The organism is Amycolatopsis ponsaeliensis (assembly GCF_030182635.1).
Taxonomy (GTDB): Bacteria; Actinomycetota; Actinomycetes; order Mycobacteriales; family Pseudonocardiaceae; genus Amycolatopsis; species Amycolatopsis ponsaeliensis.
The window spans coordinates 421711-434648 of the sequence record NZ_JAPZLD010000002.1 but is presented as its reverse complement, the minus strand read 5'-3'; the positions used below and the strand labels follow the sequence as shown (position 1 = coordinate 434648).

Genomic DNA, 12938 nt, shown 5'->3' with positions numbered 1-12938 from the left:
TGCGGCCCCGGGCGTGCCCGGGCAAGCGAAAATGCCGGGGCACTACCGCCCGGACCGAGCCGCCGCAGCTGGTGTCGCGCGTTGCAAGTTTGTTCGACGGTGGAACGGGTTCGCCGGCTGAAGCTCCGGCGACGGTTCCGCCGTCAGGGTCGCGTCACTGCAGGGGCCCCTCGGTGCTCGTCGATGGAGGATTCCGGCCACCCAGCGTCCCGAATCCTCCATCGACACCTCGCGGCCAGGCCCCCCCAGCCGGACCGAGCCGCCGCAGCTAGTGGGGCGTGTTCCGCGCGTACTCCGTCAGCTCGCCCCGGTTCTGCAGGTTCGACTTCGCCATCAAGCTCGCCACGTGCTTCTCCACCGTGCGCGGCGAAATGTGCAGCCGGCGGGCGATGTCCTTGTTGCCCATGTTGTCCGCCAGCAGCTGCAGCACCTCGTACTCGCGCACCGTCACCCCCACCGAGCGCAAGGTCGCCGGGAGGCGGTCCGAGCCCGTGCGGCGCTGGCCGACCGGGGCGCCGATCTTGCGGAGCAGGCCGCGGCACGCGCTCGCGACCGCCGTCACCTCCGCCTGGTGGAAGTACTCCTCGGCCTCTTTCAACCACGTCACCGGGTCGCCCCAGCCGTCGGCCGAGGCGGACTCCGCCACCATGCGCAGGCCCAGGTGCCTGCTCACCGGGAACGGGGCCGCCGCCTCGATCGCCGCCGCCACCGCCGCGTCGGCCTGCTCCGGTGCGCCCGCGCGGCCGTGGCGGACCGCGTCGCCCAGCAGCACGAACTGGCGGTTCCAGCGCATCCCGCTCACCGCCGTCGGCGGACGGGTGACCTCCGGCTCCGTCCCGTCGAGCGCCTCGACCAGCAGCCGCAGGCCGTGCTGGCCGGCCAGGTGGAAGCGGCTCGGCTGCCGCTCCTCCAGGGCCAGCACCTGGTCCAGCTCGCGGCGGGCGCGCTCGGCGTCCTCCTCCAGCAGGGAACAGAACACCTGAGCCAGCCCGACGCTCAGCACGAGCTCCTGCGCTCCGGTGCCGCCCGCCGTGCGGAAGTCCTCGAGCGCGCGGTCCATCCGCGGCCGGTCCGCCTGGTGGGCGGCCACCATCGCGCGCGTCATGTGCGTGTACTGCAGCAGCGCGACCAGGCCGAGCCGGCCGAGCACCGCGAGGTTCTCGTCGAGGATCGTGTCGGCCTGCGCGAACTCGCCGCGCATCGCCGCGTGCACCGCGCGGCTCGCGTCGACCGCGCAGGTCAGCGTGATCGCGCCGGTGCGCTGGGCCTCCGCGCGGGCCAGGTCGAACGTGCGGACGTCGCCCTCGGCCAGCATCCGGTGCCCGCCGAGACGCACGAGCACCTGGGTGCGCAGGTGCGTCAGCTGGTGCTGTTCGGCCAGCCGCCGCGCCAGCTGCAGGTATCGCTCGGCTTCGGCCAGGTCCGTCTCCAGCGCCACCATGCCGAGGACCTGCAGCGCCTGGCACGACACGAACGGCACGCCGGCGCGCTCGGCCACCTCCCACGCCTGCTCGGCCAGCTTCCGGGCCCGCTCGGTGTGCGCCGGGCCCGGGATGTCCAGCCACAGCGTCGCTTCGACGGCGTCCAGGCCCGCCTTCTGCTCTTCGGTGATCTCGCCGCCGAGCGGCGCGCGGGCCTGCTCGATCTGGTTGAGGCACTCGTCGTGCCGCCCGCCGATGTAGGCCGCCCACGCCAGCTGGATGTGCAGGTCGACCGCCCGTTCCAGGCGGCCGATCTCGGCGAAGCGGGCGGAGAACCCGACGGCCCGGTCGAACTGCCCGGTCTGCCCGAGCGCGTGCAGCAGGGTCTCCAGGGCGTCGGCCCGGTCGTCCGGGCCCGCCGCGGCCAGCAGCTCGACGGCGCGGGTCAGCATGGTCACCGCCGTGTCGGCCGCGCCGCCGTCCAGCGCGCGGCGGCCGGCCTCGGCGAACAGCCGGCCGGCGCCGGGGTGGTCCATCGCCGTCAGCCGCAGCGCCGCGGCCAGCGCGCACAGCTCGCCCGGCAGGCCGGGGTGGAGGAGCTCGACGGCGTCGGCGGCCCGGCGCGCCAGGTTCGCCTTCGTCGACGGCACGAGCCGGGCGAGCAGGGCTTCGGCGGTGAGCGGGTGGCGGAAGGCGTACCAGCCGGGCGTGGTCTCGTCGGTGGTGACCAGGTGCGCGGCGACGCTCGCGCTGATGTGGTTGTGCAGCATGCGGTCGTCCATGTCGGTCACCGCCTGCACGACCGACAGCGGGAACCGCCGGCCCAGCACGGCGGCCACCGAAAGCAGCGTCTCGCCGTCCGAGCCGAGTGCGTCGACGCGGGTGGCGATGCTGCTGATCAGCGCCTCCGGCACGCGGGCCTGCAGCTCGCCGACCACCTGCCAGCCGCCCGCTCCGCCGACGAGCAGGCCGTCGCCGAGCATGCCGTGCAGCAGCTCCTCGACGACGAACGGGACGCCCTCGCTGTTCTGCCACAACAGGTTCGCGACGGCGGCCGGGACCGCGGCCGGCTCGGTCTCCAGGCAGGCGGCCGCGAACTCGCGGGTGCGCTCGGCGTCGAGCCGGGCCAGCTCGAAGGTGTGGCTGGACGAGCGCTGCGCCGCCGCGGTCGCCAGCCGCAGCGCCTCGCCCGGCTCGCCGCGCAGGGTGCCGATCAGCATCACCCGGCTCGACGCCAGGTTGTCGACGAGGTACTCGACGATGAACAGCGTTTCGGCGTCGGCGTTGTGCAGGTCCTCCAGCACGATCAGGCAGCCGCCTTCGCGACCGGCCACCGACAGCAGCCGGAACACGGCTTCGGCCAGCACGAGCAGGTTCCCGTTGTCGTGCGGCCGGTCGCCGCGGTACCAGTCGGGCACGAGCCGGGCGAGCACCGGCACGAGCGGGTCGAGCTCGGGAGCGGCGGGCGGGAGGCCGCCGCGGAAGTGCGAGAGCAGGGCTTCGGCCAGCGGCCGGAACGGCACCATCGGGCCGATCGAGCTGGCTCGTCCGCGTAGCACGGGGAGCCCGGTCGCCAGGGCCCGCGAGGCGACGTCGGCGGCGAGCCGGGACTTCCCGATCCCGCCTTCGCCGACAAGGAAGAAGGCCCCACCGTGGTCGGTGCGGGCCTTCTCCAGAGCCTGGGACAGTGCGCCGAGCTCCCTGTCGCGTCCGATGAGACGCGTCGACCGGATGCCCATCGCCGTCACTATAACCGGATGGGCGCACTCCGGACGTAGGTCGAATTACCGACGCCCCGGTGTCTCACTATTCGGTGAAGCCGCCCGTGACGACCGTGATGTCCATCGTGGTCAGCGAGTTCTGGCTCACGCGCGCCGCTTTGCCGGACAGCGCGTGGTTGCGGGCGCCGGTGCGGGCGGTCCGGGGGAGGGTCAAGTCGCCGATCGGGTTGTCCGGGCCGGCGAAGTCGTGCTCGGTCATGCGGGTGGCTCCACTCTCGGTAGTTCTGGGGGCGGGAACGGCTACTGGGGGAAAGCGATGCTGACGGTGAAGACCGGGGTGATGTCCAGGGTGTCGGCGCCGTTGTGGCTCAGCCGCGCGGTCCGACCGGCAAGGGCGCGGTTGCGGGCGCCGGTCCGGGTCGGCGCCGGGAGGGTGGGGTCGCCGATGGGGTTGTCCGTGCCGATGAAGTCGTGCTCGCTCATGGCGTGTTCTCCGCTTTCTGTCGCGATGGGGGTCTGAGGGACGGACGTCAGAGGGCGAAGGTGCCGTTGGTGACGACGGTGGGGCCGCCGAGCGTCTCGAGGGTCATCCCGGAGAGCCGGGGCCGGGTGCCGGCCAGCGCCTGGTTGCGGGCACCGCAGCGGGTCGCGCGGGGGAGCACCAGGGCACCGACGGTGGCTTCGACGGTCTCGGCGGTGGTTTCGGGCATCGGTCGTTCTCTCCTCGGGTGGGGACGGTACGGATCAGCGGGTCGGGGGTTGCAGGAGCAGGGCGGACGGGACGCGGGGGCCGAAGCCCAGGCGCAGCAGGCCGTAGCCGATGCCGGCCAGGCCGGTCAGCAGGCCGGGGGACGGGACGCCGTCGGGGGTGCCGCAGCGCGCGCCGTCCTGTTCGACGGCGGTGAGCAGCTGCCCGGTGCGGGTGGCGACCGCGGCGGCGGCGCCGTCGTGGCCGGTCTCGGCGAGGAAGCCGAGCACGTCGGTGATGCCGGTTTCGCCGTGGCAGAGGCTCAGGTCGCGCAGCGGGTCCTGGGCGGCGAGGGCCGCGACCTGCTCGTCGAGGCCGCCGGGCACCGCGGGCTGGCCGGCGTAGGCCAGCACCTGCCCGGCCAGGCCCGAGCACCACCCGTGCCCGGTGGCGGCTTTCGCCGGCGGCAGGGTCGCCGTTTCGCGCGGGTACCCGGCGAGGGCCCAGTCGACGCCGGCCGCGCCGTGCGCGAACCCGGGGTCGGCGAGGTCGGGATCGAGGGAACGGACGGCGAGCTCGGCCGCGTAGGCGTCGGCCAGCAGCGTGGCTTCGGCGAGCCCGGTCTGGGTGGCCACCGAGCGCAACGCGACCAGGCCGCCGGCCAGGCCCGTGGTGTAGCGCGGCGACGTCTCGGGGGGCGGCGCGGGCATGACCGAGACCGTGCGGGCGGTCAGGTCGAGCAGGTCCGGGCGGTCGAGCAGCCGGGCGAGCCGGGCCGTGGCGTAGGCGACGCCGCCGAGCCCCAGCAGGCCGCCGGGCCCGGCCGCGGCGGCGAGCTCCGGGTCGGCCTCCAGCGCCGAGACCAGCCACGGCAGGCCGGAAAGCGCCTTCCCGGCCAGGTCGCGGTAGCGGTCGATGCCGGTCAGCTCGGCCAGCTGGGCGAGGAACAGCGCCACGCCGGTGTAGCCCTCGCCGAGCCCGGCGCCCATCGGCAGCACGGTCCAGTACTTCTCGTCGACGAGCTCCAGCCCCACCCAGTTGACCCGGCCGCCGGCCGACGCCGCGCGGGCGATGATCGCGTCGGCGACGCCGCACGCGGCCGAAAGCAGGTGCGCGGGTTCGGGGCTCTTGCTCGGCAGGACGGGGTCGGTGACCCCGGTGCCCGCGTGCGTCTCGGCCGCCGGCCGGGTGGCCAGCGCCGCGGAGATCAGCCACTCCTGGTCGCGGCGGTCGATCGTGGTCATCCCGGCGACCTTCGCGCGCACGGTTTCCAGCGGTGGTTCGCCCAGCAGCCCGGCGAGGCGGTTCCCGTCGGCGTCCCAGAGGTCCGCGGACCCGGGCCGGCCGGTGAACATCGGGACGTCGCCCGCCCACAGGTCGGTGAGCTCGGCGGCGACGAGCCCGCGGCGGACGTCGTCGGTGCTGTCGTCGTGCAGCAGCCCGAACGCGTCGTCGCGGGCGTCGGCGCCGGCCAGCAGCGACGGGTGCGTGGTCTCGTCGAGCAGCCGCGTGTAGAAGCTGGTCGGGCGGACCAGGACGCGGATCCCCGCGCCGGCGCAGCGGTCCAGCAGGGCGGTGAACTCCGCCGCGCCGGCGGCGATGGCGTCGTAGCCGGCGCGGAACCCGGCCAGCAGTGCGGCCCCGTGCTCGGCCGGTTCGACGTCGACGCCGCCGAGGGTCGGGCGGTTGACGCCGGTGCCGACCCCGCCGGGCACCCGGGTCAGCCGCATCCGGTCGGTGCCGGCGTCGAGCCAGTCGACGCGGGTCAGCGCCGGGGCCGCCGCCCGGCCGCCGCCGAGGCCGGAGATGTCGACCGCGCCGTGCTCGCCGACGATCATCTGCGGCAGCAGCATGGTCCGGTGCACCGACCGGGCGAGCAGCTCGGTGGCCGGGTCGACGTCGGTCTTTTCGGCCGGCAGCACCGGCTGGAACAGCGTCTCGATGTCGATCAGCACGGGCTGGTCGCCGGCGGCGATGATGTTCTCGAAGTGCACGTCGGTGCCGTCGAGGGCGTGCAGCAGGGCGAGTAGCACGCCCTGGCGGCGGTAGAACCGGTCCACCTCGGTGAGATCGGCGCACGGCCGGTGCTCGACGAAGCGCAGCCAGCCGTAGCCGGGGCGCACCAGGACGTCCACCGTGCGCAGCTCGAGGCCGGGCACGCGCGGGTTGAGCCAGTCCACCAGTCCGGTGAACGCCGCGTGCAGGTCGAGCGGGCGGGGCTTGTAGATGACGCGCGCGCCGCCGGCGAACCGGAGCTCGCGGACCGAGCGGCCGCGCTGGTGCGCGTCCCCGGTGCCGCCGCTGATCTCGACCAGGGGGCCGGGGTCGGTGCCGGTGAACGCGCTGAGGGCGGCGCGGTCGGCGGCGAAGCGGTCGAGCAGCTCGGTGACCGACTCGATCGCGTGCAGGGTCGCCTGCGCGGCGAGCCGCGCGAGGACGGGGTAGCGGTGCAGCAGATCGGTGAGCCCGCCGGGAGTGCCCGTCTGCCGGACGAAATCGGCGAACCGGTCTTCCGCGGTCTCTCCCGCGAGGAGTTCCGCGCGGCGGGCCCGGCCCAGCTCCAGCACCAGCGTGCGGGCGGCGAGCCCGGCGAGCTGGTGGCCCAGCCGCGCGGCGCAGGCGCCGGCGACCGCGGTGGCGTCGACGGCGGGCGAAGCCGCTGCGGCGCCGGCGATCGCGGCGCGGGCCGCGTCGGTGAAGGGGTGGAACACCGCGGCGAACGCGGTGCGCCAGTCCGCCGAGCTGGCACTTTCACGTGAAAGTGCGGCTTCCTGGACCGCACTTTCACGTGAAAGTGCGGCTTCGGCGAAGTCCACCCACGCGGGGCGGACGCCGTCCGGACGCCGCTCCTGCGTGGTCAGCGCCGCCGCCCACCAGGTGGGCGGGAGCGTCGTGGTCGCCGGGTTCGGCTGCGGGGGAATCACGGGATCGAGCATGCCAGCGGGTGACGGGGGTTACATGGGGGTGCTACGCCCGCATTCCCGCGCGGCATGGGGGCGTTCTAGGGGTTCATGGGGGCACCACCGGCGAAACGCCTGGTCGCCGCCTACGCGCTTATGCCGGACGGATGTGGCGGTTGCTCCGTTCGGCGGGCGGGCTCGACAGGGGTTGACGACGGCGTGCGGGCCCCCGATCCCCCATGCGGGGCACCCCCGGCACCCCGGACTCCGCGGTCGCGCGCGCGGCCGCGTCGCCCGCGCGCGAGGCGGACCAGGGGCCGGGAGCGGCGCCGGAATGCGGGGCCGCCGCACCCATGTGCGCGGGCCGCCGGCCGATGACTATTCGTCGTGAGAAGTTCGCGGCTCGCCCCGCGGACGTTCCCCGAACACACAGGGAGCGACGCACGATGACCACGTTCCAGATCGAGCAGACCCCCGACGGGCCCGGCGTGGCCGCGGGCCCCCCGCTCAAGTTCGTCCTGTCCAGCGTCCAGTCCGACTCGCACATGTGGAACCTCGTGGCCCTCCAGCTGATCATGGAGGAGATGGGGCACGAGGTGGTCAACCTCGGCGCCTGCGTCCCGGTCGAGCGGCTGCTGGCCGCGTGCCGCGCCGAGCGGCCGGACTGCCTGGTGATCAGCACCATCAACGGCCACGGGCACGTCGACGGCGCCCGGGTGATCTCCGCCCTGCGTGCCGACGCCGAGCTGGCCGGCCTGCCCGCCGTCATCGGCGGCAAGCTCGGCGTCCAGGGCGACGCCAACGCCGAGCTGGAGACCGAGCTGCTGGCGCTGGGCTACGACGCGGTGTTCCACGTCGGCGCCGGCGACTCGGGCCAGGCGATCGAGTCGTTCCGCGAGTTCGTCGCGGCGAACGTCCGGACCTTGCGGTGACCGCTGCCCGGTCGGTGTTCAGCGGCTTCGTGGCCGAGCACCGGCGCCGCCGGACGCTGCTCGTCCAGCCGCGCATGGGGTTCTCCGACCCCGCCACGATGCGCCGCGGGCTGCGCGCGGTCGCCGAGGCGGGCGTGCCGGCCGTCGGCACCGTGACCCTGGACAGCTACACCCGCACCGGGCAGCACGACCTCGCCGCCATGTCGATCGCCTCCGGCGTCCAGCTCAACGGCTACCCGCTGGTGGCGCTGGGCCCGGCCGTCACCGCCGAGCTGGTGGACGGCCTGTACGGCCCGCGCTTCCCGGTCCAGGTGCGGCACGGGTCGGCGCAGCCGGAGGACATCTTCGCCGCGATGCTCGAAGCCGGGCTCGACGCCTCCGAGGGCGGCCCGGTGTCCTACTGCCTGCCCTACAGCAGCGTGCCGCTGCGGACGGCGGCGAAGTCGTGGTCGCGCTCGGCGTCGCTGCTGGCCGGGCAGGCCGTCGAGTGTCACCTGGAGAGCTTCGGCGGCTGCATGCTCGGGCAGCTGTGCCCGCCGGGGCTGCTCGTCGCGCTGTCGGTGCTGGAGTGCTTGTTCTTCGTCGAGCACGGCGTGCGCAGCGTGTCGGCCAGCTACGCGCAGCAGACCAGCCCGGAGCAGGACGCCGAAGCGCTGTGGGCGATGCGGCGGCTCTGCGCCGAAGAACTGTCCACTGTGGACTACCACGTCGTGCTCTACACCTACATGGGCCTCTTCCCGGAGTCCGCGGCCGGGGCCCGGGAGCTGGTCGCCGAGAGCGTCCGGCTGGCCGTGCGCACCGGCACCGAGCGGCTGATCGTCAAGACCACCGCGGAAGCGCACCGGATCCCGACCGTCGAAGAGAACGTCGAGGCCCTGCGGCTGGCCCACGCCACCGCACTGGACCAGCCCGCCCCGGCCGCCCCCACATCAGAGGACACCGAGGTGTACGCGCAGGCGCGGCGGCTCGTCGACGAGGTGCGCTCGCTCGCCCCGACGCTGGCCGAGGCGCTGCCGGCGGCGTTCGAACGCGGCCTGCTCGACGTCCCGTACTGCCTGCACCCCGACAACGGCAACGAAACCCGGTGCGTGCTCGACGACGAAGGCCGCCTGCAGTGGTGGCACACCGGCCGGATGCCGCTGCCGCCCGCGCTGGGCGGCCGCCGCGGCCACGACCGGGTCAGCGCGACCCGGCTGCTCGCCGACCTGTCCTACCACCGCCGAAGGCTCGACCCGGTCCTGTCCTGATCCGTCCCGACCAGCTGGGAGTGAAACGCCATGGAGTACACCGATCCGCCGGACCCGCGTACGCACCTGACCTCGGAAACCACGCGGCACGTGCTGGGCCTCCAGCACAAGATGCTCACCGAGGCGCGCGCGTTCCTGGGCGCCCGCGGCTTCACCGAGCTGCTGCCGCCGGTGATCGGCCCGGTCACCGACCCCGGCGGCCGCGGCGCGAAGCAGGTCGACGTCGACTTCTACGGCCACCGCTACAAGCTGATGACCAGCGCGATCCTGTACAAGCAGGCGTCGCTGCTCGGCTTCTCGAAGATCTTCTACGTCGCGCCGAACGTGCGGCTGGAACCGCTGGAGACGGCGAACACGAGCCGGCACCTGGCCGAGTTCCACCAGCTCGACGTCGAGGTCGCCGGGGCGTCCCGCGACGACGTGCTCGACCTGCTGCAGGACCTGGTGGCGCACGTGGTGCGCCGGGTCGTCGAGGACGCCGGCGACGTACTGGAGTCGCTCGGCCGCGACTCGGGCGCGTTCGCCGACCTGCTCGGCGGCGCGTTCGGCCGGCTGTCGCACGCCACCGCCGTCGAGACGCTGCGCGAGCTCGGGCACCCGCAGAGCGCGGACGCCGAGATCGACTGGGCGGGCGAGGCGATCCTGTCGGAGAAGCACGCGCGGCCGTTCTTCCTGGTCGACTACCCGAAGGGGTCGCGCGGGTTCTACGACCGCGAAAGCGTTTCCACGCCCGGTGTTCTGCGCAACTTCGACCTGATCGCGCCCGAGGGGTACGGGGAGCTGTGCTCGGGCAGCGAGCGTGAGCACGACTACAGCCGGATCGTCACGCGGATGCGGGAGACGGGGGAGAACCCGGCGAAGTACGCGTGGTACCTCGACCTCGTCCGTACCGGGATCCCGGCGAGTGCGGGCTTCGGCCTGGGCGTACAGCGGTTCACCCGGTACGTGGCCGGGCTGGACGCGGTGTGGCAGGCGACGGCGTTCCCGAAGCTGCCGGGGGTGGTCTCGCCGTGACCGCGTTGCAGGCCGGGGGCTTCCCGGAGGATCTCGTCCGGGAACGGGCCCTTCATGGTGCTTCGGCGGTGTTCCCGCCTTCTTCGTCTTACGGGACTTCGTTGTTCGGTGACGCTTCTTCTTTTTCGCCGGACGTCTTGGATGAGGCGCGGCTGGTCCCGCCGGTGTTCGTGCCGCGGCGGCTGGAGAAGCTGATCGAGCTGGGCCGCGAGCCGCTGTACGGCGACGTCTCGCTGTCGGCGTCGATCGGCGGGTTCGAGTCTGCGCTGCCGCTGTACCTGTCGGCGTTCGGGTCGACGCAGGTCGCCGGGGCCGGGCTGGGAGCGGCGGCTTCGGCGCAGGCCGCGCGGCTGGGCATCCCGATGGTGATCGGCGAGAACGTCGTCCCGATGCACGGCCACGGTCGTGCGGGCGGAGCGTCGGCCGGGACGTTGCTGGAGCGGATGCGGGCGTACGCGGACGCGGTGCCCGACGGGCTCGGCGGGGTGGTCGTCCAGCAGAGCACCGAGGACGCGGACGCGGAGGTGTGGAACCTCGTGTACTCGGACCCATCGGCGGCATCGTTGCTCGACTCCGGGCGGCTGGCGTTCGAGCTGAAGGTGGGCCAGGGCGCGAAGCCGGGTCTCGGCGGGATGACCCTGGTCGACCCTTCGGTGGCCGCTTCGTTGGCTTCCCAGTACGCGGTCGATCTGTCGCTGGGTGGGCGGGTGCTGCGGAGCAGTTCGCCGGGGACGTTCACCGACGAGATCCTCCGCCAGCAGATCCGGTTGATGCGCAACAACTTCCCGCGCGCCGGGGTGTGGGTGAAGCTCCCGCCCGGTCGTGACGTGGGTGCGGCGGCTTCGGTGGCTTGGTCGGCCGGGGCATCGGCCGTGACGGTCGACGGCGCGGAAGGCGGGTCGGGCTGGGCCCCGCTGTCTTTCGCTTCGGTCGGGCTGCCGCTGGCGGAGTGCTTGTCCCGCATCGGTTCGCCGTCGGGGTGCTTGCTGGCATCGGGCCGCATGTGGGAGGGGACGCGGGTGGCGAAGGTCCTGGCGCTGGGAGCCCGCGCGGCGGGCCTCGGCCGGGCGGCGCTGCTGGCGGTGGACACGGACCCGGCTTCCGGGCTGATCCGGTTCGTGGAGGCGCTGGCGCTGGAGCTGCGGTTGCTGCTCAGCGCGCTGGGCCAGTACCGCGCCGACGCGCTGACGCCCGAGGACGTGTGGTTCCCAGGGACGCCGGACCGGGTCCGCGAGCAGGTGCTGTCATGACGCGCGCTGTGGCGGGTCCAAAGGTCTTGAATGAGTCATTCAGGACCTCCGAAGACCTGAATGACTCATTCAAGACGTCTGGCGCGCCGGGGATCGGCGGTGCGTCATGACCGCCGTCGACGAGCCGCGCGCCGCTGCGGCCGACCCGGGTGTTGCGGCGACCGAGCCGCGCATCGTGGCAGCCGGGCCAGGTGTCGCGGCGGCCAGGCCGGGTGTTGCGGCAGCCGAACTCGCGGCCGCGGCCGGGCCTGCCATTGCCGCAGGCAAGGCCTCCGCCGGTGGCGAACTCGCCTCCGCCGCCGAGGCTGCCACCGCAGGCGAGCCCGCCAAGACCGCGGGCAAAGCCCTCCCCGCGCCCTTCCTCGGCCTCGTCCTCGCCATGGGCCTCTCCTCCTTCGGCGACGCGGTCTGGCTGATCGCCCTCTCGATCACCCTCGTAGGCACCGCCGGACCAGCCCTAGCCGGCCTGGTCCTGGCCCTCGGCTCCCTCCCGAAAGTCCTCACCCTCCTCGTAGGCGGCGCAGTCGCCGACCGCACCGGACCGAGGCGGGTCCTCGTCACCACCGACCTCATCCGCGCCGGCGCCATGCTCGCCGGAGCCGCCGCCGTCCTCGTCGTTGGCCCCGAACTACCCCTGCTCGCCGGGCTCATCGTCGTCATGGCCGTGGCCAGTGCCTTCTTCATCCCGGCCTCCGATGCCCTCCGGCCGAACCTCCTACCGCCCGAACACCTCGTGCGCGGCAACGCCGTCTACCTCGCCGCCGTGCGGGGCGGCCAAGCCGCCGGTGGGGCGCTCGGCTCGTGGCTGGCCGGGCTCGGCGGGCTCGTCACCGTCGCCGTCGTCAACGGGGTCAGCTTCGGGATCTCCGCCCTCGCCGCCGGCAACACCAAGACCCTGACCAGCAAAGAACCCCGGGACCGCGTCAAGGTCAAGCAGCTCGGCAAGGAAATCGGCGAAGGCTGCCGGTACGTCGCACGACGGCCCGCCCTGCGGACCGCCATGATCGTCACCGGTCTCCTCGAGCTCAGCGGGGCCGGCCCGATCAACCTCGGTCTCGTCCTCCTCGGCGGGCAACAAGGCGCCGGCTGGCTGCTCACCGCCATGACGCTCGGCGCGTCCCTCGCCTTCGTCGTCTCGGTCAAGTGGCCGCCCCGGGAGAAAGCCGGACGGCTCGCCACCGCGGGCCTCGCCGCCCAGGCCGGCTGCCTCGCCCTGCTGGCCACCGGAAACCTCGCCGTCGGAATCGCCGCCTTCTTCACCCTCGGCCTGGTCGCCGGGCTTACCGCGCTCGTGCTCGTCAGCCTCGCCCAGCGGTGGGCGACCCCCGAGATGCGCGGGCGCGTCATGTCGATCCTCGCGCTGTTCACCCTCGCCGCCACCCCGGTCGGCAACCTGCTGATCGGCGTGCTCACCGAGGCGATCGGTGTCCCGCTCACCATGTTCGCCCACGCCGCGGTCGCGCTCGCCGCGCTCGCCCTGCTCGTCGCCACCCCGGCACTCGGCCGGGCCGCCCTCACAGAGGAGAAGAAGTCATGACCAACCCCTTCGAAGACGAGAACGGCACCTTCCTGGTCCTGGTCAACGACGAAAACCAGCACTCGCTGTGGCCGTCCACTGTGGACGTCCCGGCCGGCTGGCGCACCGTCCACGGCGAGGACACCCGCGCCGCGTGCCTGGAGTACGTCGAGACGCACTGGACCGACCTGCGCCCGGCGAGCCTCGTCGCCTCGATGCGCTGACCCCCACCCGCCGGCAGAAACCGAA

11 protein-coding genes are annotated in these 12938 nt (G+C 73.7%); 6 read left to right on the top strand and 5 right to left on the bottom strand.

All coding sequences use genetic code 11. From position 1 onward, the window contains the following. Positions 1 to 268: 268 nt before the first annotated feature. From QQ657_RS04900 to QQ657_RS04880, 5 genes are all read right to left on the bottom strand, one after another. The gene (locus QQ657_RS04900) at positions 269 to 3160 is read right to left on the bottom strand and encodes a helix-turn-helix transcriptional regulator (RefSeq protein WP_284740829.1); all 2892 of its coding nucleotides are present in this window, start codon (positions 3158 to 3160) and stop codon (positions 269 to 271) included. Between the two features lie 67 nt (positions 3161 to 3227). Further along, positions 3228 to 3401, bottom strand: coding sequence for a hypothetical protein (locus QQ657_RS04895; protein WP_284740828.1), 174 nt, complete (start codon positions 3399 to 3401; stop codon positions 3228 to 3230). A 41-nt stretch (positions 3402 to 3442) separates the two neighbouring features. Beyond that, on the bottom strand, positions 3443 to 3625 hold the full coding sequence (locus QQ657_RS04890) for a hypothetical protein (RefSeq protein WP_284740827.1): 183 nt from the start codon (positions 3623 to 3625) through the stop codon (positions 3443 to 3445). A gap of 47 nt (positions 3626 to 3672) precedes the next feature. After that, positions 3673 to 3852, bottom strand: coding sequence for a hypothetical protein (locus tag QQ657_RS04885; RefSeq protein WP_284740826.1), 180 nt, complete (start codon positions 3850 to 3852; stop codon positions 3673 to 3675). A gap of 34 nt (positions 3853 to 3886) precedes the next feature. Further along, on the bottom strand, positions 3887 to 6754 hold the full coding sequence (locus QQ657_RS04880) for a type 2 lanthipeptide synthetase LanM family protein (protein ID WP_284740825.1): 2868 nt from the start codon (positions 6752 to 6754) through the stop codon (positions 3887 to 3889). Between the two features lie 422 nt (positions 6755 to 7176). On the opposite strand from QQ657_RS04880, the gene QQ657_RS04875 reads away from it, so the two are divergent. The 6 genes from QQ657_RS04875 (at position 7177) to QQ657_RS04850 (ending at position 12913) form a co-directional block, all read left to right on the top strand. Next, entirely contained in the window at positions 7177 to 7662 is a 486-nt protein-coding gene (locus QQ657_RS04875) for a cobalamin B12-binding domain-containing protein (RefSeq protein WP_284740824.1), read from the top strand. Continuing rightward, a complete protein-coding gene (locus tag QQ657_RS04870; protein WP_284740823.1) occupies positions 7659 to 8909 on the top strand; it encodes a methylaspartate mutase in 1251 nt (416 codons plus the stop codon). The genes QQ657_RS04875 and QQ657_RS04870 overlap by 4 nt, the downstream gene beginning before the upstream one ends. A gap of 30 nt (positions 8910 to 8939) precedes the next feature. After that, positions 8940 to 9923: an asparagine synthetase A gene (locus QQ657_RS04865; RefSeq protein ID WP_284740822.1), complete on the top strand. Its 984-nt coding sequence runs from the start codon at positions 8940 to 8942 to the stop codon at positions 9921 to 9923. Then, positions 9920 to 11173, top strand: a complete 1254-nt coding sequence (locus QQ657_RS04860; protein WP_284740821.1) for a glutamate synthase-related protein — start codon at positions 9920 to 9922, stop codon at positions 11171 to 11173. The genes QQ657_RS04865 and QQ657_RS04860 overlap by 4 nt, the downstream gene beginning before the upstream one ends. 106 nt (positions 11174 to 11279) lie before the next feature. Further along, positions 11280 to 12710: an MFS transporter gene (locus QQ657_RS04855; RefSeq protein WP_284740820.1), complete on the top strand. Its 1431-nt coding sequence runs from the start codon at positions 11280 to 11282 to the stop codon at positions 12708 to 12710. Continuing rightward, entirely contained in the window at positions 12707 to 12913 is a 207-nt protein-coding gene (locus QQ657_RS04850; protein WP_284740819.1) for an MbtH family protein, read from the top strand. Before QQ657_RS04855 ends, QQ657_RS04850 begins: the two co-directional genes overlap by 4 nt. Positions 12914 to 12938: the final 25 nt, after the last annotated feature.

Excerpts from the sequence above, each read along its gene's own strand:
- QQ657_RS04885 (WP_284740826.1), bottom strand. The coding sequence starts at position 3,852 with ATGCCCGAAACCACCGCCGAGACCGTCGAAGCCACCGTCGGTGCCCTG.
- QQ657_RS04890 (WP_284740827.1), bottom strand. The coding sequence starts at position 3,625 with ATGAGCGAGCACGACTTCATCGGCACGGACAACCCCATCGGCGACCCC.
- QQ657_RS04875 (WP_284740824.1), top strand. The coding sequence starts at position 7,177 with ATGACCACGTTCCAGATCGAGCAGACCCCCGACGGGCCCGGCGTGGCC.
- QQ657_RS04895 (WP_284740828.1), bottom strand. The coding sequence starts at position 3,401 with ATGACCGAGCACGACTTCGCCGGCCCGGACAACCCGATCGGCGACTTG.
- QQ657_RS04900 (WP_284740829.1), bottom strand. The coding sequence starts at position 3,160 with ATGGGCATCCGGTCGACGCGTCTCATCGGACGCGACAGGGAGCTCGGC.
- QQ657_RS04855 (WP_284740820.1), top strand. The coding sequence starts at position 11,280 with ATGACCGCCGTCGACGAGCCGCGCGCCGCTGCGGCCGACCCGGGTGTT.
- QQ657_RS04865 (WP_284740822.1), top strand. The coding sequence starts at position 8,940 with ATGGAGTACACCGATCCGCCGGACCCGCGTACGCACCTGACCTCGGAA.
- QQ657_RS04850 (WP_284740819.1), top strand. The coding sequence starts at position 12,707 with ATGACCAACCCCTTCGAAGACGAGAACGGCACCTTCCTGGTCCTGGTC.